This is a genomic window from Campylobacter pinnipediorum subsp. caledonicus (genome assembly GCF_002022005.1).
Taxonomy (GTDB): domain Bacteria; phylum Campylobacterota; class Campylobacteria; order Campylobacterales; family Campylobacteraceae; genus Campylobacter_A; species Campylobacter_A caledonicus.
In genome coordinates, this window is the sequence record NZ_CP017258.1 from 343,825 (window position 1) to 368,417 (window position 24,593).

Genomic DNA, 24,593 nt, shown 5'->3' on the forward strand with positions numbered 1-24,593 from the left:
AATGTTAAATCCGGCACAAACAGCACAGGCTGTTTCAAGCTCAATGGAACACAAAGCTCACACTCCATTTATAAGTGTGGTCTTTTTGGCAATAATGGCGGGGGCTGCTATTGCTATGGGCGATATTTTTTGGGCTCACTCAACAGTAGGTATGGCCGAAAAACAATCAATAGGCATGGCTAATTTTATAGGAGGTATAACTTTTTCTTGTGGTCTTATGATGGTTGTTTTTTATGGGGGACATCTTTTTACAAGTTCTGTTTTGTCAGGTGTAAGCGCTTATGACAAAAAATTAACACTAGGAAAAACGGTTGGCTATTGGATTTTAGTTTGGATTTGTAATTTTATAGGTGGTGCTTTGATCGCTTATATGTATTATTATTCAGGGCTTCCTTTGAAATTTGATGGATATATTTTGCATCACTTTATACCAACTGGTATAAGTAAAATCTCAACTCCATTTCATGAGCTTTTTATACGTGGTATATTTTGTAATGTTTTTGTTTGCATGGCTATTTGGACAGCAGCATCTGAAAATGACTTGGCGGGTAAATTTTTTGCAATTATGTGGATGATAGGTGCTTTCGTTGCTTGTTCTATGGAACACTGCGTTGCAAATATGTTTATAATAACAGAGGCATTGATAGCAAAATCTCACTATTTGGCGATAAATTCTGGAGATATTAATGCTCTTGCTGGCTCCTTACATGGCGTTAGTGTCGATGGGTTAAATTCTCTTAATGTATCTAATTTTTTGATTAAAAATTTATTACCTGTTACTATGGGGAATGTTGTCGGGGGGCTATTCTTTGTAGGTCTTGTTGGATTTATGGTAAATAAATTTGATATGAAAAAAGCCTAATTTTATCATGTTGGCAGGTTTTTCCTGCTAACATTTTTTTTGTTAAACCTAATCACAAGTTAATATATATCCTGTTTCTGATACATTTTTTAGCTTTATGCCAAGCTCTCTTTTTAATCTTAGTATAGTGTTTTGAATAGCACCTTTACTTACATACTCATTATCATATACAAATTCTTCTATCATCTCATAGCTAACTAGTTTATTTAGATTATAAGCAAATAACCAAAAGAATTTGTTTTGAAGATAAGATAGGTAAATTTCTTCTCCATTTTTAAATATCTTTTCTTTTTCTAAATTTATACTTATCTGATCGTTTATTTTTGTGAGTTTTTGGTATTTTTCATAAGTTAAGGCTATTATCATAAAAAGGTCTAACAATAGACCTTTTTATTATTTTGGATTTTTAACTGTTGTTATGATTTTACTAGTAAATAATACTAATAATACAATAAAACAAACAACAAAGCCAAGTAAAGTACTATCTGCCATAGACATAAAGTGTTGTGAAGGTATCAAATACCAGCCATCTTGATATAAGTTTATGAAGTATTCTTGAATACTATTTAAAGTAACTCCATCTGGTATTACAGAGTTCTCAAATCCACAATCCCCAGTAGGTAAAAACCAATCAGGAGCCCATATGTGAAGTGGTAAGTTAAATGGATATGTTGGATCTGTTGAACAACCTTGAACACCAAAAGGATCATCGCTATGTGCTGCCGCATGTATTCTAGCAAGCTTTACACTATACATAATTCCTTGTATTGCACCCCAAAAAGCAAAAGCATACCCAGGCAGTATAAAATAATTTTTCTTAGGGTTTATTGTAGCTAATATCCCACCAAGAGTCATACATAAAAATGCAAATCTTATATATACACATTGCTCACAAGGAGGCATATAAAGATAGTGCTGAAAGAAAGAGTGAGCTAAAACTACTAGCCCAGCACTTACAATTATCAACAATATCCAAGGGTATCTAGTATATTGCCAAGATGATATTTTTTGTACTATATTCATTTTTAAAACCTATTTTTTAATAGTTCTTCTATAAGTTGTGCAAAACCATCTATTGATTTGATACTGCTTGTATAGATTAGATATTTACCATTTACAACAAATGCTGGAACACCTTGAATTTTAGCTACATCATAGGCAGCATCCCATTTTTTAAGTAAGTCTTGAACTTCTGGAGTTTGTAACTCTTTATTGTATTCATCCATGCTCATACCAACAGCATCAAGACCTGTTTTTAAAAAAGCTGCTTCATTCTTACCAGCATCCCATCTCTCTTTTTTGTCATGATAGGCTTTATAGTATGCAAATTTAGCTTTTTTAAATAGTGATTTTTCATCTAAAAGACTAGTGCCATTTTTCATATCTTTAACAGCTAAAATAGCTAATATTTTACTTCCAGCCTCACCATAATCACCTTTTGTTTTTAGATGAAATGGAACATATCTTAAACCAGCAACTTTTTCAACAACTTTTGGTGTTACACTTTTATCATATTTATAACAAAATGGGCAAGCATAACTAAATACTTTTGTTAGTGTATTGTTTTCTACAGGTAGAGGATTTTCTAGTTTCATATAGTCCTTTCCTTCTGTAAAAGCATTTGCACTTAAAGCACCAAAGATAGCAACAGCTGACAAAAGTTTAGTTGTCTTAGTAAATAAAGATTTCATAATAAAACTCCTTGCGATAAAATTTTGATAATGTAATTTTATACAAACCAACTTCCAAAAAAATAACGCTAGTATAAATTTAAGATTAAATATATTGTTTATTTAAAAATTACTCAGTAATATATAAATTTAAATTAGGTATATAATTTAGTGTATTTGTATATTTAATTAATGCTGTTTTAATATTTGCGTGATTTATTTGTTATTTTATTTTTATAGAATTATTTAAATATATAAATTTATTAAATATAAAAAATAATTTTTGTATTTAATATTTTAAATCAATAAGGAGTAGATCAATGAAATCAAAAAGTATTATTTCATCAGCCTTAGTTGCTGCAATGCTTATAGGCGGACTTAGCACAACTGCATTTGCCATAGGCGGACCAAGCGGACCAAAAAATGACTATCAAGTACAAGGTAAAATAGGCGCTATTAAGTTAAATCCTTATGGATATGCCCCACTAACAGCTATAATTATGAATGGTGGCTACATCCTTTCAGATGTGCAAGTAACCATTCTTCCAAAAAAAGATGGACAAATTATTAGCTATAAGGTAGATAATCAAACTCTAAAAACTTATGGTGGCATACCTGTATTTGGCCTTTATCCATCATATACAAATACTGTTGAAGTTACTTATACAAAAGCAGCTATTGGCTTTAAAAACGAAACAGTTACTGAGCAGTATTTAATAACAACAGGCGGTATAGGTTTAACTCCATCAGGGCTTACTATGCAAAAAGGACCTTTATTTGGCACTGTAAAAGTTGTAACTCCTGCCGCAAAAGAATTTGCAGACAGACTTTATCTTATAAATAATGTTTCAGGAAAAGCTCCTGGAAGAAGCTCTCAAGCTACTTGGAATAATCCAGCTGGTGGTGCTTTAGAGTGGAATGATTCATCAAATTCATTCGTTGTTGATACAAAAGGCGAGGTAAGATGGTTTTTTGATTCAGACAAATTATTGGATTATGGTAATATATACAAAACCGGTATTCAAATGGGCTTTAGACAAAATGTAGATGGTGCTTTAACTTGGGGTTTTGGACAAAGATATGTTAAGTATGATTTGATGGGAAGACAAATTTTTGATCGTCAATTACCACTTGGATATAATGACTTTTCTCACTCTTTAAAAAATGCTTCAAATGGCGATTATTTTCTAAGAGTTGGCACATCTAATGTAAAAAGACCAGATGGTAAAAATGTAAGAACAGTTAGAGATACAATTGTTGAAGTTGATCAAAATGGAAATGTTGTTGATGATTGGAGATTGTTTGAGATACTTGATCCTTATAGAGCCGATGCTATTTTGGTTCTAGATCAAGGTGCGGTTTGTTTAAATGTTGATGCTTCTAAGGCAGGCCATACTACAAGCTCCCAAGAACTTGCAAAACTTGATAAACAAGATAAGTTTGGTGATATAGCAGGAACTGGTATAGGTAGAAACTGGGCTCATGTAAATAGTGTTGATTATGACAAAAATGATGATTCTATTATTATCTCAAGCCGCCATCAAAATGCTTTTATAAAAATAGGTAGAGATAAAAAAATAAAATGGATAGCTGGTACACATAAGGGTTGGAAGAAAGAATTCCAAGATAAATTACTTCAACCAGTTGATAGCAAAGGTAAAAAAATCGTTTGTGATGATGAGTATAGTAAATGTCCAGGATATCTAAATGAAAATGGTGGATTTGACTGGACATGGACACAACATACTGCATTTTTGATTGATTCTAAGTCAAATAAAGATATAGTTTATCTTACAGTATTTGATAATGGCGACAGTCGTGGTATGGAGCAACCAGCTCTTCCTAGCATGAAATACTCTCGTGCTGTTGTATATAAAATAGATCAAAATAAAATGACTATACAGCAAGTTTGGGAATACGGCAAACAAAGAGGAAGCGATTGGTTTAGTGCTGTTACAAGTTTAACAGAATATCAAAAAGATAAGGATTCAATTGTAGTTTATTCAGCAACTGCTGGTATGCAATTTGATTTATCAAAAGGTGTGCCTGTTGGCGATCCTGCTCCTGAACTTTTGGAATTTAAATGGGGCTCAACGACTCCATCATTTCAACTTAAATTTACAGGCACTGGTATAGGCTATCAAGCGATGCCTTTAAGTCTTGAAAAAGCTTTTAATAAAAAAAATAAATAACCTCAATACGGCTATAATTTTATAGCCGTACAATAAATTTATAAAAAATAAAATAATACAACCATCCCCAAATAAGGAATGGCATAAATGTCTAAAAAGTCATAGGATGATGGTGGAAGTCATCAAATATGATTTTTGAAGTTTGGAATTTCTCTTTTTTTAACTCTCTAACTCTTAAAAACTCATCTTCATCTATCTTTTTGATTTGGATTGCAGCTTTAAATGTAGGAGTTTTTGATATATAATCCCATCCAGAACTTGTAAGTTCGTTACATGAACTTTCCCAGTAGTGGAATGTCATTTGTATGATTCCATCAGGAACACAGTCGGTTAAGTCAGCTTTGATTACTATATAGCCATATCTACTCCATGCTTTTATAAAATCGCCGTGAGATATTCCATACCTAGCAGCTAGTGCTGGATTCATTTCAGCTATAGGTCCTATGCTATCGCCACCTTCTTCTATCGCTTTTGAGCGTCTTGTCATTGTGCCAACTGTATATTGATATACTTTTCTTGTTGTTAGTAACTGTATAGGGTATTGCTCATCTGTTTTTTCATCAATAGACCCAGCCATTACAGGGTAGTCTTCTGGCATGTTTAATTTTTTTGCAAAATCTTCTTTTGCTGTCTCTATATCGCTTGCTTTATCAACAAACAAACAAGGTACTAAATTTCCCTTTCCGTCTGGTGTGAAGAATTTTTTATCAAGATATAGACTTTGACCACCCATACTATTTTCATCAGGGCATGGCCAGTGTAATCCGTGATTTCTTTTTAGTCTATAATAACTCATGCCGCCGTATCTTTTAGGGTCTATTTTTCTTACTTCTTCCCATATCTCTTCTGGATGTTTATAGTTAAATAGCTCCCCATATCCAAGTCTTCTGGCAAGTTCGCATACTATCCACCAGTCTTGTCTTGCATCACCTGGAGGTGTTATAACCGCATCATTGTGCTGAACTCTACGCTCAGCATTTGCATAAAGACCCTCTTTTTCGCTACTTGCAACACCTGGCAATACTATATCAGCTTTTAAAGCTGTTTCTGTTAAGAAAATATCTTGAACCACATACATCTCAACCTCAGAAACACCTTTTAAGAAGTGGTTTGTGTTTGGTTCAGATATAACAGGATTTTCACCTATTGTCCAAAAAAACTTAATCTTACCATCCAATATCGCATCTGGAACTTCTGTTTTATGAATTCCTATCTTATCGCTTAAATGTCCTTTTGGTAGATGCCATTTTGTTTCAAACCATTCTCTTGCCTCAGGATCTGTTACTGCGCCTAGATTAGGAAATACATTTGGTAAAACGCCCATGTCACAACAGCCTTGAACGTTTTCTTGACCCCTTATAGGCAAATCCCCGCTACCAACTTCACAAATATTACCTGTTATAAGCATTAAGTTTGATATATCACAAACGCCACCTACACCGTGATTAAAGTGTGTTACGCCCATTCCGTGTGTTATTACAGCTGGTTTTGTAGTAGCATAAATTCTAGCCGCCGCTCTTATGTCTTCGGCTTTTAGTTTTGTATATGTAGCAACTTTTTCTGGCGAATAATCTTTTACAGCCTCTTTAACATACTCAAATCCATGAGTGTGTTTTTTAATAAAATCATAATTAGCAAGATTTTCTTCTATGATTGTATAAATCAACGCATTTATTACAGGTATATTATGTTCTGGTTCAAGTTGCAAATGTATATCTGCTCTATTTGCAAATTCTGTTTTTATAGGATCTATAACTATTAGTTTAGCACCTCTATTTAAAGCCCTTTGAACATGCATAGCTACGATAGGATGACCATTTTCAGGGTTTGAACCTATCATTAGTATACAGTTACTATGAGTTCCTATCTCTGTGAAACTATTTGTAGCTGCTCCGTTACCGATTGTTTTGGCAAGTCCTGCCACTGTCGGAGCGTGTCAAATACGAGCACAGTGATCTATATTGTTTGTTCCAAGTACCCTCATAAGTTTTTGTGCTACATAGTTATCTTCTAGTGTACACCTTGCTGAAAAATTTCCAACCAATGCATCTGGCCCATGTTTTTCAACAACATCTTTCATTTTGTTTGCTATAAGGTCAAGTGCTTCATCCCAACTGGCTTCAACAAAGTCCCCATCTTTGCTTAAAACACCATCTTTTTTTCTAATAAGTGGCTTAGTTAGTCTATCAGGAGCTCCTACATAATCCCAACCGTAGCATCCTTTTAGACAAAGACTTCCCTCGTTAACAGGATTGTCTTCAACACCAACAGCAGATTTGATATGATTTCCTTCAACAAAAAGTTCTACTTCACATCCTGTCCCACAATACGGACAGATGACTTTTCCTCCGCTTTTCATTTTTCCTCCTTTTTTGCAAATAGCTCAAATATTTCAAACTAGCATATTTACTTATTATGCAATTTTTGCATATAAATGTTTAAAAAAATATAAAAAATTTATTAATTTTTATTGTTTAAGGATAAAATATAAAAATGAGTAATAATTATATAAAATTCGTAATACTCAGGCTTAAGCTAAATACCCCTTTAAAAGGCATTTAGCTCCTTGTTAGCTTCGATTTGTGCTTTTATCATAACCTTGGCTTTACAGTCAGAACAACAATACAAAGTTTTTATTTTTTCTGGGAAATTTGCAAATTTTGGAGTCATTATCGTAGCTATTTTTTCAACAGCTTTTTTTGTAGCAAACTCTTTGCCGCACTCTATGCACTTAAATAACTCATCTTGTGCTAGCTGTGTATAGACAAAAGTAGATGGTTTTAACTCTATTTTACCCCTTGTTAGTTTTATTGTATCTTTTTCGGCACAGCTTAGTTCGCAGTATCCACAGGCCGTGCAAACACTTGGGTTAAATTGTATTGAGTTTGTGTTTTTGTCAGCTACCAAAGCACCTACGTTACAGGCGCCAACACAGCTAAGACAAAGTGTGCAGCTGTCTTGGTTTATCTGTACTTTTCCGTATCTTATGTTTTCATCTGTATAGACTTCGCCTAAATTTTCATCTCCTACAAAAAAGCTAAGTCTTTTTGCAAAAATCTCTCTTTTGGCCAAAGCATACTCGCTCATACTAAAATAACTGCCATCTATAAACCCAGCTTGTGATAAAGCCTCTTTTAGCTCTTTTTCATTTTTTGCTATATAAACTGCTTGTTTGTTAAATTTGATTTTATAAACTTGATTTATTATTTCAGCAGAAGAACTTAACGCTCTAGCTCTTGTTTTTGTATAGATAATTATACTAGAGCCACTCTCTTGTAAAAGAGTCAAAAGATGTGTTTCGCTAAAAAACTTCTCACTCCATCCACCAAAAGGCAATACCCCGACAGGTAATTTTATATCTAGCTCATCTAAGCTTGAATCATTTGCAACAACAAGAGGAATTTTATCTTTGTATAATTTTGTAGTTTCTAAAAATGCATTTCTTGGCATAAGAGAATAATCAAGCGCCCCACTAGGGCAAATAGCTATACATTCAGCACAATTTACGCAATCTATATGCGAAAAAACAAGATGTTTTGTCTCATCTTCTTTTAGTATGGCTACGGTTGGGCATATGTCTGCACATTTTCCGCAAATTTCTTGTCTTCTTTCGTGGTATTGGCAGATGCTAGAATCATAATGTATATAGCTTTTATATGAATAATTTGGACTACAGGAGTTTAAAAATGCTAAAATTTCATCATCTTTTTTACCAGATATCTCTATACAGCCACTTTGTTTTAGCATATAATCACGTGCATTTTCTACCAAGAAAAAATCACAATCTAACTCAAACTCATCGTTGTCTCTTAAGACTATAACACTAAGTTCTCCAACAGCTCCAAACACAAACTTAACTTCAAAATGAGTCAGTTCAATTACTTTATATTCATTTTTTATTAGTAAATCTGCTAGTTGTGATTTTTCGCTATTGCTAACTATAACTACATTTTTTCCAACTTTTTTTTCATAGTCTATATCTTTTGCCAAATCAAAAGTATTTGCTCTAGCTTCATATAATAAAAGTGTATTTTTTGCTTTATTCAAAGTATCATCTTGTGTATTTTTTAGATAAAAATTTATCTCATTTGCTACTATATCGGCTTTTAATTTTTCTGAGTTTGAGATTAAAAAATGTGAGTTTGTGTCATCTGTTATCTCTATCTCTTCGTTTAAAACCACCGGTTCATCAAATGCGTTATAAAAACCAAATTCTTTCATCATAGACTACGCCTTTTAAAATTAGTTTTATCATACTACAACTAAAAGTGTTAATTTTGGATAAAAAATTATAAGTGGATTTTAATTTTAAAAAAGAATAAGAATTCCCCGCATAAGCAGGGAAAATATATTAACGTTTTGAGAACTGAGGGCTTCTTCTAGCTTTTCTTCTACCGAATTTCTTACGCTCAACAACACGAGAGTCACGAGTAAGTAATCCTTTAGGTTTTAAAGCAGCTCTGAAGTCAGCATCCATAGCCGCTAAAGCACGAGATATACCGTGTCTTAAAGCTTCAGCTTGTGCTGAGTAACCACCACCAAGTGTAGTAGCTTTGATATCTACCAAAGTTTCTTGTTTAGTTGCTAGTAAAGGTTGAACTACCTTTAATTTTATAGCTTCGTGGCCACCTAACCAAGTGTTAAGATCCATGCCATTAACTAAAATTTTTCCGCTACCAGATTTGATCCAAACCTTAGCAACTGCTGTTTTTCTTTTACCTGTTGCATAAACTGTTGCCATTATTATTTTCCTTCTTTAGCGATTTGTGCTGTGTGAGGGTGTTCACTTCCAGCATATACTTTTAGTTTTTTGATCATATCTTTACCTAGCTTAGTTTTTGGAAGCATTCCGCGAACAGCAAGTTTGTAAAGTTTTACAGGGTTATTAGCTAGCAAATCACCAAATTTTTCACTCTTTACACTTCCGAAATATCCAGAGTGTCTATGGTATAATTTTTGCTCAGCCTTGTTTGCACCAGTAAACTCAGCTTTTGAAGCGTTTATAATAACTACATAATCACCACAATCAACATTTGGTGTATAGTTTGGTTTATGTTTTCCACGAAGTAATGTTGCTACTTCTGTAAGCATTCTACCAAAACGCTTACCGCTTGCATCTATTACAATCCAATCGCGTTTTACTTCGTTTGGCTTTGTTATTTTTGTCATTTTGTTACCTTTGCCAAAATTTAATTTTAGAGTGTGATTTTACTTAAATAAACTTATAAATAGCTTAATTTAAGCAAAATTTAAATAATAATTTTTTCTATCCCATCTTTCAAAACATAAAATATAATGCCACAAACTTTCATATCTGGATAGATTTCTTTAACTATCTTTGTATATTCTAAAACTTGCTTTTTGTTATTTTCTATATCTTTTTTAGAACTTTTATAATCAACTATCGTTATGGTATAGTTTTTAACACTCATCAAATCAAGCTGTTTTGTTTGTTCCTTGTAGTATATGCTTTGTTCTTTTTTTATGACAGAATCTTTTACTAACTCTTTAAAATCACTATCATTTACCAAATTTATACATCTTGTTACGATCTCATCAAGCTCATCTTTTGATAAAAATTTAGAAAATTTATCTCTTAAAGCATCTTCTTGATACCTTAAGCTTTTTTCATCAAAACTCTTTGTCATTTCAAGCAAGAAATGAAGAGCAGTTCCAAAATATATGCTATTTAGATTTAGCTCATACTCTTTTTCTTTATTTGTTGTTGTGTCTTTTTCTACACTTACAAGCTCTATTTTTTTTGTTGTTTTGCTTGTACTATCGCTACTATTTTGCTCTATTTTTATAGAGCCTTTTTCGCAAATTTCCAGATCAAGATAGTCATACACCTTACCACTTTTTAGTTTGTATTTACTAAAATAACTAGGTCTTGATGCATCTGGGTTGTTTGTTTTTAGTATGATGAGATTATTTTTGGCCCTTGTTAAAGCCACATATAGCTTATTTATCTCTTCTTCTTTATCTAGACTTTCGCTTTGCTCTATGAGTTTTTTATACTCTTTGTCAAAAAACTCTCTATTTGAAACATTAAGTTTTATTTGCCACCCTGATTTTATATCGTATTCGCATATAAATCTACCCTTACCTTGTCTTCCTTTTGATAGTTTATCGCAAAGTATTACGGTATCAAACTCAAGCCCTTTTGATTTGTGTGTTGTCATAACTCTTACGCCAAAGCTATCGCTATTTATCGCTTTTTCATCTGAGTTTTCAAACTCAAACAAAAAGCTAACTATATCAGATGAACTGGAGCTTATCTCAAAAAGTCTTAGTATATCAAGGTCTTGCATTGATATATTTGCTATTTTTGCAAGATAATAAAGACACTCGTTTGCTGTTTTATTAAGATCTAGTTTTACTTTTGTAGGTTCAAATCCAAAATACGATATGAAATTCTGACAGTATATCCTATCTTCAAAAAGACAAAATTTAGCGTAGTTTATAAGCCCAAAGACAGGTTTTGAGTTTTTAAGTAGCATTGCTCCTTCATCGGTAGATGGTATGTTTTGGGCTTTTAATTTGTCACATATCGTTTTTATATCATCATTTTTCCAGCAAAGCACAGTTATATCTTTACTTTGCACTCCTAAGTCTAAAAGTCTTTTTGCTTCGTCAACACAGCTTTGCACTACATCATCACACTCAGCAACTTTTATATATCCATTTTTATCGCTATTTGGTATCTGCTCGGTAAAATTATCTTCTTGATTGCTGTTTTGGGTATTAAATTTATCTTTCATCTTTTCATTTACAAACTCAACAAGAAACTTAGCACTTCTATAATTTGTCTTTAAACTCTCAACTTCTATCTGTTTAAAATCATCTTTTAATTTATCAAAAAGCTCTTTTTTACCGCCACGAAACCTATAAATACTTTGCTTTATATCGCCTACATAAAAAAAGCTTCCAAGCCCAGTTTGTCCGTATCCTGCAACTATCTCTTCTATTATAGGAAATATTATATTGTATTGTGTTACGTTTGTATCTTGAAACTCATCTATTAAAAGGTGTGATATAGTGCCATCTAGTCTAAAATAAAGCATTTGCTTATCTAGGTTGTTATAAAGCAGCTCATTTGTAAGCCTTGTTATATCAGAAAAACTAAGCTCATTTAGCTTTTTGTTTAAGTCTGTTTTGATATCTTTATATGTTTTTAAAAACTGATTTAGCTCATTTAGCTTGTATTTCTCAAGGCCGTTAATATATTTTTGCAATTCATCTTTTAGCTCATCAAAATACACATCAAGCTCATCATCATAAACCTTTGAAAATGTTTGGTAGTTCAAGCTCTCTCTTTGTATCACGCTTTTTTCGCAAAGTTCTAAGGCATTAGCTACATTAAAGGCATTTATTGCTGTGTTTGAGCCATTTTTATTTTGTATGTATGTTTTTATTTGATTGCATAAGCTCATTACTTTATTATCATTTGGATAACTCACTCCGCCGGCTATATTTATCTCACTAAAATTATCATATAGCATTTCAAGAGTTTCAAAAAAATCATTTTGACCCTTTGAAAACTCAAGTATATAAATAGCCAATGATTTTAGTAGTTTTTCATCTTTTGCTATTTGATTTATGAAATTTTCTTTAAATACATCGCTACCTATATCTTTTATATCATAGTCCGGATTTAGTCCTAAATTTAAGCTAAAGCTTCTTAGGATAGTGCTAAAAAACGCATCAAATGTCATTATCTTTAAATTTGAGCTTAAAAAGTCGCTCTTAAGCTCATCTCTTTTATCTATAACTTCATTTTCGCTTATTCTTAGAAGTTTTGAAATTTCTGCTAGTTCTGCTTTTTTTTGATCTAGATTTAAAAAAAGAGATACTATCCTTTCGCTCATCTCACTGGCTGCTTTTTTTGTAAATGTAAGTGCTATGATATTTTGTGTTTTTGCCCCTTTGAGTAAAAGTGCCACATATCTTACGCTAAGTGCAAATGTTTTACCGCTACCGGCACTTGCCTTTAGCCCAAAGAAATTTTTCATATTTTCCTTTCGCATATATCAAAAAAAGGACAGTAGCTACATTCTGTTGATGGATTTGGTTTGTATGTTGGTTTGTTTGAAAAATACTCTTTTATCTCATCTAAGATTTTGCATATCTCATCTTTGCTCTCACAAGCTTCAAGCTTCATGCTGTCTTTTAGATTATAAAAGTATGTTTCGCATTTTTTGCCTATTAGTAGCTCATAAAACTCAAGTTGCAAAGGGTCTTTGCTAGAACCGGTTTTATAATCAATCACACATATATCAGAGCCTTTTTTGTCTATCCTGTCTATCGTGCCTTTTATATTTACGCCATTTATTGTATTTGTTTTTTCACACTCTAGCTCACTTACTTTCCAGCCTTGTGAAAAATGCTCATTTTCGCTTTTTTCAAACTCTTTAAATTTCATACTTGCCAACTCAAACTCAAGCGGGTTTAGCCTCTCTTTTTCTAACACCTTTAAAAAATCAGACAGATTAAAATCAGTAAAATTTTTATAGTATTCAAAAAGTGCTTTGTGTATGCTATTTCCATAATCCGAGCTTACGCCTTGCTCAAGAGATCTGGGCTCATCAAGTTTTAATACATAGCGGTAGTAGTATTTTTTAGCACATTTTCTAAATGTATTTAGCCTTGTAAAAGATAGTGGTTTTTCAAAAAAATCGTGTTTTATATCTGTATTACAGCTGTAGAAATTTGCTTTTTTTCCTTTGTGAAATAAAGCCATATACGCATCTTCATCAAATTCTTTATCAGGTATGCAATTAAACTCATTTAAAAATCTTGAAGAAATTTTACTCTCCGTATTTACATACGATATAGCGACTTTTTTTGCATTACAAATAAGGCTTTCATAATATGATCTTTGAAGATTTTCTCTATCTTTGTAGCTTACAAGCCCAGCTTTTTTTCTGACATTTGAGCTTAAAAACATCTCATTTATACTTCTTTTTGGCACTAAGTCATCGTTAAAATCAACGATAATAACCCCATCAAATTTAAGCCCTCTGCTTTCTAGTATCCCAAGCACACGAACAGCACCGCCACCAACTTCATCTATTTTTGCATTATTTAGCCTTATAAGCAAAAGCTCTACTACTTCAAAAAACCTAAGCTTGTTTTGATTTATTAGCTGGCGCATTAAAAATAGCTCTTCGTTTAAGATATTATAAATATCCCTATCTCCAAAATATTCACATAGCTTTTCTAGTGTGCTTTTTATATCATCAAAGCTTATTGTCTGAGCATAGTTTATATTTATAAAATCAAACAGTCCTTTGTCTAGATGTATTAAATTTAAAAATGTTTCACTCTTTTTTAGCTCTTTTTGATTTAAAACATCATCGTTTAAGCTTATATTTTTTTGCTCTTTCAAGCATTCAAATATCGTTTTTATGGTGGTGTAAAAAAGTGTAGTTGAAAAAGGCTTACCCATGGCAAAACTCAGAAATTTCTTATCATCATACATTTTTAAAATTTCAGCAAAGCCCTCATCGGGTAGTATTACAACTATCTTATCAGCGCTTATTCCATCTTTTATAAAGGTTGAAATTTTTTCAAATATAAAAGCAGCTTGCAAGCTTCTTGATTGAAATGATTTTGTTAAAACCACTCTGTTTTGTTGATTTTTTTCTATGTCGCTTAGTTCTAAAGTGTTTAAATTTAGCATGAGCTTATGATACATCAAAAACTCATCAATACTTTTTTTGCTTATTGCGGCTATTTTTTCTATAAGTTTTTTATTTAGTTTTGAAGTATTAAATATGATATTTACTTTTGTTAGCTCTTTGCATTTTAGTATTATTTCCCATTCAAACTCGCTTAAAATCCCGTTTATTTGGATATCTATCTCGCTATATTGGCTTATAAAGTCTTCATTTATCTCATATATATCACATATGCTTATATCATCATAAAAGCCATTTTGTTGCATAAGTTCTTTATAATTTTTTAGAGTGTTTGATAGTATTTCTATATGCTCTTCATAGTTGGCATATATGTCGCTCATTTTTAGGTCGTTTATATCTTTTCTTTGATGAGCTATCTCCTTAAAAAAAGAAAACAGATAGTCGTTGTGTTTTAAAAATGCAAAAAAATCTTTTGGTATTGCTAGTTTTTCGTGGGCATTTTGTGTGTTTTTACAGGCTTGTTGCATTATAAGCAAAAGCTGTGCATCCGTTGGCTTTTGCAAGTTTCTTACAAATATAGCCTTTTGTAAAAAATCGCCCATACTAATAGCCTTTTGGCTTAATGGGCTTTTAGAGTTTTTTATAAAATCCCTAACGCACCTTAGTGTTGCAAATACAAATAATTTATCATCTGGCAAAAAGTTCAAATTTATAAAATCCTGTTGAGTTTTTATCTGCTAATTTTAACATAATTTGCCATCTTCCGATAAGATTTGGTGTGAAGCTTTTAGTTGTCAAAATCTCATCACTATATGTTGCATTTAAATCTACATTGTGTGCATTTGTATCTGGTCTTGTTAGCAAGATTTCAAATTTTGGATTTTCTAAATTTGATAGTTTTTTTGATATTTTTATATCTATTTTGTTTTCTTTATTTAAATCTATATTTTTTGTTAAGATTTTTACATCAAATCTTTTTTCAAATTCTTTTTGATTTTTCATTATTTCATTTATATCAGAATCAACCTTTTGGTATTTTTCAAGGTTAAAATTATCCATTTCTACCGGATAATCAAGTGATACTACTATTGTTGCTACACAGGCTATTATCACAGCTATAATGCTTAGTAAAATTCCATAAGGCCAAAATGTTTTTTTGCTTTTATCAGACATTTTTTGCTACCCTTTTTTTATAAAACATAAAGCAAAATACAAATATCATTGACCCATATATAAAAAATCTTAATAAATTAAGTGTATCTTTATTGCTATTTCCTATCGCATTTACAAGTTTTATATTTTTGCTTTTTGCTATTTGTTCAGATAAGTCGCCATATCCATTTAATATAGCGGCATTGTATATATCTTTTCCATTTTTTGATGCTAATATAGGCAGTATCGTTCCTGATTCTGGAAAGGGGCTTAGGATTTGATCTTTGTTAAATAATTCTAATGTTTTCTTGTCTGCATAGATTTCAACTTTTTTTTCATCTTTTGCTAGCGCTATAAATGCAAAAGGTTCTTTTATGTTTAATGATAAAAACTTATCATCTAAGCTTTGTTTGTTTAGATTTTCAAATACACTAGCACCTACAAAAATACCTGTTTTTGAGTATAGCTCATCTGCTATTGTTTGTAGTTTTTCTTCAACTTTTTGACTTAAAATATTATCATCATTAAATACAAACTTATCGCCAAAACAAGCACTTACAAGAAACAAAAGGGCGAATAAAACGCCCTTAAAATCAAGCCACTTCATCCTATAAAAAGATGATTTGGAGTAAGTACTGACCATGCACAAACTATCCCAGCCACAGCTATTAGTAATATTATAACTTTTTCTAATATAACTGACATATACTACTCCTTAACCATAAAATGTTTTTTGTTTTCAACGCTTTTTGCTTTAAGACCACTTGCATTTTCTATCTTATAAGGTTTTGTTGAAACATCTTGTTGGATAATTATTGCAAAATATGTCAAAACCCCCAAAATACTTAAAAGCAAAACAGTTGCTATTAGCATTCCAGTTACTCCATTAAGGGCGAATACAGATCTATTTTCGTTTTGCATTATTTACTCCTTGAAAGAGAAAGTATATATTCTCCAACTGCACGCTTTTGAATTTTATTTAGCATGTTTTCATTAAATTTAGGCATTACGCCTATATCTCCATTTTTACCACGATTTAAAACCATAGTGACAAAATCACTGGTGCCGTATGTGGTTAGATCAGGAAATACTCCATCCATTCCTTTGCTATCATCGCCGTGACAAGCCGTGCAAGTTCCGCTATATAGCTCTTCGCCTTTTTGCACTAAGGCTTCATTTTTTGTAGCTTTTATGCCAGATATATTTTTTGCGACATATGCCGCTATAGCTTTTGCGCTCTCTTCATTAAGCCCAAGATCGGAAGCTTTAGGCATCTCTCCACCATCAAAGCCTAAACCTTTGGAGCCATTAACGATAGCTTCGTATATCCCTTCTTCGCTTCCCCAAGTTTTTAGATTGGCTGCTTTATTTTGCATTCCATCTCCTATTATTCCATGACAAGGGGAGCAAGATACTAAAAATATACTACTACCCATATCAACCAATGTGCTTTGATCTAATTTTGCATGTTCTTTTGCAAATTTTGCATTATACTCTTTTACTTCTTCATTATACTCTCCTATTTGAGAGTATGAGTTTAGTGGATAACCAGCTAAAAAATACCATATAGCCCAAACCAAAGCCAATACAAAAGAGACAGCCCAACCAAGTGGAGGATCGTTTTTATATTCTTGAATTCCATCCCATTCATGTTCGCTTAAAGGCGCAGTTGCTTCGCTTTTATCTTTCATTTTGTTTACATATCTTCCGACTATTGTAACAGTCAGTATAACGATAGCAAAAGCACCAATTAATGACAATAGATTAATATTGTCTTCTAAATTTAACCACTGCATATCAAAGCCCCTTTTTGCTAATATTTTGCTCTAATATAGCACTGTTTAGGTCATCATTAAGTGCTAGATTAGAATATTTTTCATAATTCCTTCTTCCAGTTCTCTCTGACTTGTAAAGATGGTAAAAATAACCATACAAAACAAGCACAAGAGAAAGAGTAAAGAAAAAAAAGCCGTAAGCTTGAAGCTCTCTTATAGTTTGCATGTCCATAATTATTCCTTATTTAAGGCTATTTAGATAAGCTATAAGCGCTACTATCTCACGAATTTCGCCTTTTTCAAATGCATCTTTTATGCTTTGATCTTTCATCTGCGATACAATCTCAGAAGCTTCCATGTTTACTTGCTTTTGTGTGTCTTCAAAACTTCCAAGTTTTGGCATATCAGGTTGATCATAAGGCACATTGAAAACTTTTTTAACTGTAAAAGCTTCCGCATAAGCTGTTTCTATATCTACATTTTTAACAAATATATGTTTGTATGAAGGCATTATAGAGCCTGGAACTACAGATGTAGGATCTTTCATGTGATTTTCATGCCAATCGCTAGTTCTATAGTTTCCTACACGCCATAAGTCAGGGCCTGTTCTTTTTGAACCCCAAAGATGAGGTCTATCATAAGCATATTCGCCACTCATAGAATACATGCCATATCTATTTGTCTCACTTTTAAATGGACGGATTAATTGTGTATGACAAGCATTACAGCTTTCTTTTATATAAACCTGTCTCCCTGCTAATTGTAAAACGCTATAAGGTTTTGTTGTTTCTAAAGGCCTTGCTCTGTTTGAAAAATCAGGCAAAATTTCGACTACACCAGCATAAGCTATCAGTATAAAAACTGCTACAGCAAAGAAAAATGGATTTTTTTCTAACCAACTAAACATGTGAAACCTCCGAATTTAAACCACCCATAGGAGTTGTATTTTTTGGTTCAAAATTTATTTTTGGTGCCGATAGAGATTTACAGATATTAAATACAAATATAAAAAATCCTAGTAGGTATAAAGCACCACCTATAGCTCTAATCCAATAGTATGGAACAAGAACAACAACTGTATCTATAAATGAGTATAGCAAGCTTCCGTATTGATCAGTAGCTCTCCACATCATACCTTGTGTGATACCAGCTATCCACATAGAAGAAAAGTACAAAACTATACCTGTTGTTTGAACCCAGAATTGAACTTCCATTAAAGATTTTGAATACAATTGGCGTTTAAACATACGAGGTGTCATGTGATAAAGAGCTGCCATTATCATAAAGCCTATCCAGCCCAATGCGCCATCATGAACGTGTCCAGGAATCCAATCTGTAAAGTGAGCTAAAGCATTTACTGATTTTATAGAAAGTATAGGACCTTCTAGCGTTGAGAACATATAGAATGTAGAAGCCAATATCATAAATTTTATTAGAGGATTTTCGCGAAGTTGAACCCATTCGCCTTTCATTGTAAGTAGTATGTTTATAGCAGAACCCCAAGATGGAAGTATCAATACTATAGAAAATATTGAACCCATTGTTTGCATCCAGTCAGGCACTGTTGAGTATATCAAGTGGTGACCGCCAGCCCAAAGGTATATAAACATAAGACCCCAAAATGAGAATAATGATAATTTATATGAAAATATAGGTTGCCCACTCTCTTTTGGCAAGAAATAATAAATCTGTGCAATTATCGCAACCGTAAAGATAAATGCAACCGCATTGTGACCAAACCACCATTGAACTAATGCATCATTAGTTCCGGCATACATAGACACAGAGTGCATCCAAGAGCCATATCCAGATACTAATCTTGTTGGAATTTCCATATTGTTGAAAAGATAAAGCATAGCAACACCAAGAAATGTAGCTATAAAATACCATACAGATATATAAAGCGTCTTTTCTCTGCGAATTCCTATAAGGCCGAAGATATTGATTCCCCAAAGAACCCACACCAAAACAACCATTATATCAAGTGGCCATTCTAACTCAGAATACTCTTTTGAAGAGCTTAAACCCATAAATAGAGTAACAACAGCAAAAGCTATAAGTATTATGTATAGCCAAAAGTGCAATTTACCAGTAAACATCAAAAATTTTGATTCACTCATAGACACTTTTAAAACACGTTGTCCTATATAATACCAAGTAGAAAAAATACCAGAAAGCATAAAACCAAATATAATTCCATTTGTATGCAATGGTCTTAAACGGCCAAATGTTGAGTATTCTCCTGCTATATAATTGAGGTCAGGATATGCCATCTGAAAAGCGATAATAACGCCAAGAAGCATACCAACCACACCAAAAACTAAGGTAGAAAACATAAAAAGTTTAGCTACACTATAGTCGTAACTTAATGTCTGACTAGGTCGCATTAAAACCCTCCTTGTTAATTTTACATTAAACAATAATATAAGTTTTATTATTTTAAGATAAAAACAATATAAAAAAACTTAAATAATATATTTTTATATTTATTTTAGTTAAAATTCTTTTTAAAATTAAATATATAGTTACTTTATAATATAAATATTTTTAACATAACATAAGTCAAAAAAGTCAAAAAACTTAATTATAAATTTACTCTGCAATAAAGAAAGTATATTGTATAATTTTATAAAAACAAACATTGTTAGATAGAACAAAAGCGAGATAAAATGCCAAACGAGAGAAAAACAGAAGGTATCCTTAGAAATCATTTTGGGCAATATACTAATATTATTAGTATCGAAGAGCAAAAATCAGATATCCTAAAAATAGACAAATTATTAAAGACAGCATCTAAAAATGGAAGTGCAAAAGGCTATCCTGATTTTATTATTTCATACAAACAAAATTCGCAATTTTTGATCGTTGTTGAATGCAAAGCCGATATAAAAAAACACGAAAGTGAAAGTAAAGATAAATATTCTGATTTTGCAGTTGATGGAGTATTACTTTATGCTTCTTATTTAAGTAAGGATTTTGATGTTCTTGCTATTGGTATTGGTGGTGAAGATGAAAGCCATTTAAAAGTATCTCATTTTTTGCATTTAAAAGGAGAAAGTAAAGCAAGTGCTATATTTGATGATAAATTACTTTCGCCAAATGAGTATCTAAATGGCTATTTAAAAAGCCCGGAAAAATTTAGACAAGATTATAAAACCTTACTTGATTTTACTAAAAGCTTAAATGAAAAACTACATATTTATAAGATTTTAGAAAGCCAACGAAGTTTGCTTATAAGTTGTATTTTAATCGCACTAGAAAATGAAGCCTTTAAAAGCTCCTATGCTTCATACAAAACAGCAAAAAATTTAGCAGAAGCACTTGTTAAGACAGTTTCAGATGAATTAGAAAATGCAAATATAGGATTAGAAAAATTAAACAACTTAAATATCCAGTTTAGTTTCATAAAGACAGATACATCTTTATCTAAAAAAGAAAATGTATTAAAAGAATTGATCGATGAAATTGATGAAAATATCAATCAATTCATAAAAACCCATGAGTATTTTGATGTGTTAGGTCAGTTGTATATAGAATTTTTACGATATGCCAATAGCGATAAAGGCTTAGGGATCGTTTTAACTCCACCACATATAACAGAGTTATTTGCAGAATTAGCACAAGTAAACAAAGACTCAGTTATTTATGATAATTGCACCGGCACAGGTGGATTTTTGATCTCTGCTATGAAAAAAATGCTCCAAGATGCAAAGGGAGATGAAGCTAAAGAAAAAGAAATAAAATCAAAACAACTCATAGGTGTTGAGTATCAGTCGCATATTTTTGCTTTGGCTGTATCAAATATGTATATCCATCAAGATGGAAAAACAAATATTATTAATGGTAGTTGTTTTGATAAAAATGTAATTGACAAAGTCAAAGAGTATAAACCAACTGTTGGTTTTTTAAACCCACCTTATAAATCAAACAAAAAAAATGACACCGATGAGTTTGAATTTATCCTTAATAATTTGGAATGCTTGGTAGATGGTGGGACTTGCATCGCTATCGTGCCTATGCAAAGTGCATTAGCAACAAAGAGCAATGCTTATGAGCTTAAAAAGAACATTCTAAAAAACCATACCCTTGAAGCTGTTTTGTCAATGCCTGATGAATTGTTTTTTAATTCAAAAGTTGGAGTGGTTTCTTGCATAATGATATTTAAAGCACACAAGCCACATCCAAAAAATAAAGAAACTTATTTTGGTTATTATAAAGATGATGGATTTGTAAAACGCAAAATACGAGGCAGATTTGATGCCTTTGGAAAGTGGGAAGCTATAAAAGAAAAATGGATCTCAAACTATATCAACAAAAAACAAGAAGCTGGTTTTAGTGTTAGTAAAATTATAACAGCCGATGATGAGTGGTGTGCGGAGGCCTATATGCAGACAGATTATATAAAACTTAGCGAAGAAGACTTTGAAAACACTGTTTTAAATTATGCTACTTTTTTGTTTAATAACAAAATACAAGGCTAAAATATTATGAATGATTTGGTTAGATTATCTGAGTTGTTTGATATTAAGTATGGAAATAGTCTTGAGTTAATAAATCTAGAACAGTGCAAGTCTACAGACCGTGGAGCTACACCTTTTATTTCAAGAACAGAGAAAAACAACGGTGTTTCCGCTTTTGTTTATGAAATGTTTGACATAAAACCAAATACAGCCCATACTTTATCTGTTGCTGTTGGTGGCTCAGTTTTAGCAACATTTTATCAGCCTCAACCTTATTATACTGGCTATCATATCATGGTGTTATCACCTAAAAAAGAGATGTCAGTGATTCAAATGCTCTTTTATTCAAAATGTATTTATGCTAACAAATACAGATATAACTACGGAAGACAAGCAAACAAAACCTTAAAAGATTTATTAATCCCCAAAGATATACCACATCAGCTTTTAACTAAAATGTCTAATTATAAAAACAACTTACAAGCAAAGATGCTTTCAAAACCAGTGTCTAATGAAAAGTTAAGCTTAAATACCGATAGCTGGAAAGAATTCTACATAAAAGATTTATTTGATATAACAGGAAGTAAAACAACTTCTATGATAGAATTAGAAGAATATGGCATCGGAAAATACCCTTATGTAACAACACAAGCATCTAATAACGGTATCGAAGGATTTTATGATTTTAGCACAGAAGATGGAAATGTTTTGAGTATAGATAGTGCTGTTTTAGGGTATTGCTCTTATCAGCCCTTTGATTTTTCAGCAAGTGATCATGTAGAAAAGCTAATTCCAAAATTTAAAATGAATAAATATATTGCTATGTTTTTAGTAACAATCCTTAACCTAGAACAATACAGGTATAATTATGGTCGCAAAGCAAGTCAAACAAGAATAAAAAAAATGAAAATAAAACTACCTGCAAAAAATGGAGAAGTTGATTTTGAATTTATGGAAAATTATATAAAATCACTTAATTACTCACAAACATTATAAAATGTTGCAGTATTTTTTTTGATATTTTAACTTAATTTGTATTTTTTAGGAGCTTAATAAAAATATATTTAGTCTTACTTTTAACACTTTTTTACTTTTATTTAGCTAAAATAACCAAAAAATTTAAAAGGGTAAATATGCGTATAAAACTTCCGCACACACCATACATAGCACGAAAAATAGCCATAGATTTATTAAACTCAAGCTTCGTTACACTAAACGCAGGTATAGAACCTATAACAGAAATAGCTCAAAATATATTAACAGAAGATGTAAAAAAAGAAAAAGCACTTGAAGAAAAAGTCAATGAGCTTTTAGAAAGTAACGAAGATGAAATGGATCTTATGCAGATCGATAGAAAAAATATGTTTTGGTTGGTTAAGAAAAAACTAGCACCTGAATTTGATGTTGTTTTATCATTTGAAGATAGATACAGCAATGTAGCACATATGATACTGGATTCTCTCTTGGATGATGTATTGATAGAATACAATGTATCAGAAAATAGAGTAAAAAACATCATCTACAACTCAATAGATGGCTATCTAAAAATATATGAAAAGATAGAAGATGAGGTTCTTGATAAGATAGAAAATTACAAAAGAAAGCTTGTGCCAGGAAGTGAAGAGTATGACTTGGTATTTGAAAAGTTATACCAAGATGAGCTTCAAAAAAGAGGTATGCTTTAATGGATGCTTATATCTATATAGAAAATGGAGTTTTTTTAAAAGCAAAAGCATTTGGAGTAGGTGGCGAGTGTGCTGCTGAGCTTGTTTTTAATACATCTCTAACAGGCTATGAAGAGATACTTACAGATCCTAGTTATGCAGGTCAGTGTGTAGTATTTACTATGCCAGAGATAGGAATTGTAGGTATAAACGATGATGATATGCAAAGCCCAAAGATACAAGCTAATACCATCATTGTAAGAAGCTACAACGAATTTGACTCAAATTTTAGATCTAAAAAAACTCTTGGCGAATTTTTCAAAGAACAAGGAAAATTTGGCATTTATGATATAGATACAAGATATCTTACAAAGATGCTAAGAGATGAGGGTGCCTTGATGGCATACATCTCAACCACTACAAGTGATAAAGAAATTTTAAAACAAAAGCTACAACAAGCAGGACATATACAAGATACAAACTATGTAAGCAAAGTAAGTTCAAAACAAAGCTACACCTACAACACGGCATCTTGGGATAATATATCTCAAAGTTACAAAAATCTAAAAAGTGTTGGCAAAAAAGTAGCTGTGCTTGACTTTGGAGTAAAGAGTTCTATCTTGAATGAAATTTGCGAAGTAGGCATAGAGGTAGAGGTATATCCTCACGATACAAATGCTGATATTTTGATAGATAAGTATAAAAACAAGCAAATAAACGGTGTATTTTTATCAAATGGACCAGGCGAACCTAAAAAGCTAACATCGCAAATAGCCGAGATAAAAAAGCTAATCCAAGCTAGAGTGCCTATCTTTGGTATCTGTCTAGGTCATCAGCTCTTATCAAATGCCTTTGGATATCCTACTTATAAGCTAAAATTTGGACAACACGGAGCAAACCACCCAGTCCAAAACCTTGAAACAAAAGCCATAGAGATAACCACCCAAAACCACAACTACAATGTCCCAGAAGAGATAGCCGAAGTAGCTACCATAACCCATAGGAATTTATTTGACAACACTATAGAAGGCGTAAGGTATAAAGACTATCCTATATTTTCAGTCCAGCACCACCCAGAAGCAAGTGGCGGACCAAATGAAAGCAGATATATCTTTAGGCAGTTTTTAGACATACTCTGATATGCAAGAACTTGGTTTTACGACTATAGTAGCTGTTG

Annotated in this window: 21 protein-coding genes and 1 pseudogene; 6 read left to right on the forward strand and 16 right to left on the reverse strand. The window is 32.0% G+C overall.

Features of this window, described 5'->3' with window-relative positions; all coding sequences use genetic code 11:
* Position 1 precedes the first annotated feature (1 nt).
* The gene (locus CPIN18021_RS01865; protein ID WP_078424281.1) at positions 2-862 is read left to right on the forward strand and encodes a formate/nitrite transporter family protein; all 861 of its coding nucleotides are present in this window, start codon (positions 2-4) and stop codon (positions 860-862) included.
* Positions 863-910: 48 nt separating this feature from the next.
* Here the strand turns inward: CPIN18021_RS01865 and CPIN18021_RS01870 are convergent.
* From CPIN18021_RS01870 to CPIN18021_RS01880, 3 genes and pseudogenes are all read right to left on the reverse strand, one after another.
* Positions 911-1,228 (reverse strand): annotated as a pseudogene (locus CPIN18021_RS01870) (DNA-binding response regulator); the annotation flags it as partial.
* 27 nt (positions 1,229-1,255) lie between these two features.
* Positions 1,256-1,885, reverse strand: a complete 630-nt coding sequence (gene dsbI, locus CPIN18021_RS01875) for a protein-disulfide oxidoreductase DsbI (RefSeq protein ID WP_078423095.1) — start codon at positions 1,883-1,885, stop codon at positions 1,256-1,258.
* 2 nt (positions 1,886-1,887) lie between these two features.
* Complete coding sequence (locus CPIN18021_RS01880; RefSeq protein WP_078424282.1) at positions 1,888-2,553, reverse strand: thiol:disulfide interchange protein DsbA/DsbL; 666 nt, start codon at positions 2,551-2,553, stop codon at positions 1,888-1,890.
* A gap of 299 nt (positions 2,554-2,852) precedes the next feature.
* Between CPIN18021_RS01880 and CPIN18021_RS01885 the strand changes: the two genes are divergently transcribed.
* Entirely contained in the window at positions 2,853-4,724 is a 1,872-nt protein-coding gene (locus CPIN18021_RS01885; protein ID WP_078424283.1) for an aryl-sulfate sulfotransferase, read from the forward strand.
* Positions 4,725-4,815: 91 nt separating this feature from the next.
* Here CPIN18021_RS01885 and CPIN18021_RS01890 read toward each other — a convergent pair whose 3' ends face one another.
* From CPIN18021_RS01890 to ccoN, 13 genes are all read right to left on the reverse strand, one after another.
* Positions 4,816-7,083, reverse strand: coding sequence for a molybdopterin oxidoreductase family protein (locus CPIN18021_RS01890; RefSeq protein WP_078424284.1), 2,268 nt, complete (start codon positions 7,081-7,083; stop codon positions 4,816-4,818).
* A gap of 188 nt (positions 7,084-7,271) precedes the next feature.
* Positions 7,272-8,945 (reverse strand): 4Fe-4S dicluster domain-containing protein, encoded by a 1,674-nt coding sequence (locus CPIN18021_RS01895; protein WP_078424866.1) that lies wholly within the window; start codon positions 8,943-8,945, stop codon positions 7,272-7,274.
* 130 nt (positions 8,946-9,075) lie between these two features.
* Complete coding sequence (gene rpsI / locus CPIN18021_RS01900) at positions 9,076-9,465, reverse strand: 30S ribosomal protein S9 (protein ID WP_069633315.1); 390 nt, start codon at positions 9,463-9,465, stop codon at positions 9,076-9,078.
* Positions 9,466-9,467: 2 nt separating this feature from the next.
* Positions 9,468-9,893 (reverse strand): 50S ribosomal protein L13, encoded by a 426-nt coding sequence (rplM, locus tag CPIN18021_RS01905; protein ID WP_069637795.1) that lies wholly within the window; start codon positions 9,891-9,893, stop codon positions 9,468-9,470.
* A gap of 80 nt (positions 9,894-9,973) precedes the next feature.
* On the reverse strand, positions 9,974-12,736 hold the full coding sequence (locus tag CPIN18021_RS01910) for a RecB-like helicase (RefSeq protein ID WP_157888036.1): 2,763 nt from the start codon (positions 12,734-12,736) through the stop codon (positions 9,974-9,976).
* Positions 12,733-15,072: a PD-(D/E)XK nuclease family protein gene (locus tag CPIN18021_RS01915; RefSeq protein ID WP_078424286.1), complete on the reverse strand. Its 2,340-nt coding sequence runs from the start codon at positions 15,070-15,072 to the stop codon at positions 12,733-12,735. The genes CPIN18021_RS01910 and CPIN18021_RS01915 overlap by 4 nt, the downstream gene beginning before the upstream one ends.
* The gene (locus CPIN18021_RS01920) at positions 15,053-15,538 is read right to left on the reverse strand and encodes a FixH family protein (RefSeq protein ID WP_078422930.1); all 486 of its coding nucleotides are present in this window, start codon (positions 15,536-15,538) and stop codon (positions 15,053-15,055) included. The genes CPIN18021_RS01915 and CPIN18021_RS01920 overlap by 20 nt, the downstream gene beginning before the upstream one ends.
* Complete coding sequence (locus CPIN18021_RS01925; RefSeq protein WP_078424287.1) at positions 15,531-16,124, reverse strand: hypothetical protein; 594 nt, start codon at positions 16,122-16,124, stop codon at positions 15,531-15,533. Before CPIN18021_RS01925 ends, CPIN18021_RS01920 begins: the two co-directional genes overlap by 8 nt.
* A 101-nt stretch (positions 16,125-16,225) precedes the next feature.
* Positions 16,226-16,438 (reverse strand): DUF4006 family protein, encoded by a 213-nt coding sequence (locus tag CPIN18021_RS01930; protein WP_078424288.1) that lies wholly within the window; start codon positions 16,436-16,438, stop codon positions 16,226-16,228.
* Positions 16,438-17,313: a c-type cytochrome gene (locus CPIN18021_RS01935; RefSeq protein WP_078424289.1), complete on the reverse strand. Its 876-nt coding sequence runs from the start codon at positions 17,311-17,313 to the stop codon at positions 16,438-16,440. Before CPIN18021_RS01935 ends, CPIN18021_RS01930 begins: the two co-directional genes overlap by 1 nt.
* A gap of 1 nt (position 17,314) precedes the next feature.
* The gene (locus CPIN18021_RS01940) at positions 17,315-17,524 is read right to left on the reverse strand and encodes a cytochrome c oxidase, cbb3-type, CcoQ subunit (RefSeq protein WP_078424290.1); all 210 of its coding nucleotides are present in this window, start codon (positions 17,522-17,524) and stop codon (positions 17,315-17,317) included.
* 9 nt (positions 17,525-17,533) lie between these two features.
* Positions 17,534-18,199, reverse strand: coding sequence for a cytochrome-c oxidase, cbb3-type subunit II (gene ccoO / locus CPIN18021_RS01945; RefSeq protein ID WP_078424291.1), 666 nt, complete (start codon positions 18,197-18,199; stop codon positions 17,534-17,536).
* Entirely contained in the window at positions 18,192-19,679 is a 1,488-nt protein-coding gene (ccoN, locus tag CPIN18021_RS01950; protein ID WP_078422935.1) for a cytochrome-c oxidase, cbb3-type subunit I, read from the reverse strand. The genes ccoO and ccoN overlap by 8 nt, the downstream gene beginning before the upstream one ends.
* A 282-nt stretch (positions 19,680-19,961) precedes the next feature.
* Between ccoN and CPIN18021_RS01955 the strand changes: the two genes are divergently transcribed.
* The 4 genes from CPIN18021_RS01955 (at position 19,962) to carA (ending at position 24,555) form a co-directional block, all read left to right on the forward strand.
* A complete protein-coding gene (locus tag CPIN18021_RS01955; protein WP_078424292.1) occupies positions 19,962-21,773 on the forward strand; it encodes an HsdM family class I SAM-dependent methyltransferase in 1,812 nt (603 codons plus the stop codon).
* Positions 21,774-21,779: 6 nt separating this feature from the next.
* Positions 21,780-22,748: a restriction endonuclease subunit S gene (locus tag CPIN18021_RS01960; RefSeq protein WP_078424293.1), complete on the forward strand. Its 969-nt coding sequence runs from the start codon at positions 21,780-21,782 to the stop codon at positions 22,746-22,748.
* A gap of 137 nt (positions 22,749-22,885) precedes the next feature.
* Positions 22,886-23,437, forward strand: a complete 552-nt coding sequence (locus CPIN18021_RS01965) for a DUF507 family protein (RefSeq protein ID WP_078422936.1) — start codon at positions 22,886-22,888, stop codon at positions 23,435-23,437.
* Complete coding sequence (gene carA / locus CPIN18021_RS01970; RefSeq protein ID WP_078422937.1) at positions 23,437-24,555, forward strand: glutamine-hydrolyzing carbamoyl-phosphate synthase small subunit; 1,119 nt, start codon at positions 23,437-23,439, stop codon at positions 24,553-24,555. Before CPIN18021_RS01965 ends, carA begins: the two co-directional genes overlap by 1 nt.
* The last annotated feature ends 38 nt before the right edge of the window (positions 24,556-24,593 follow it).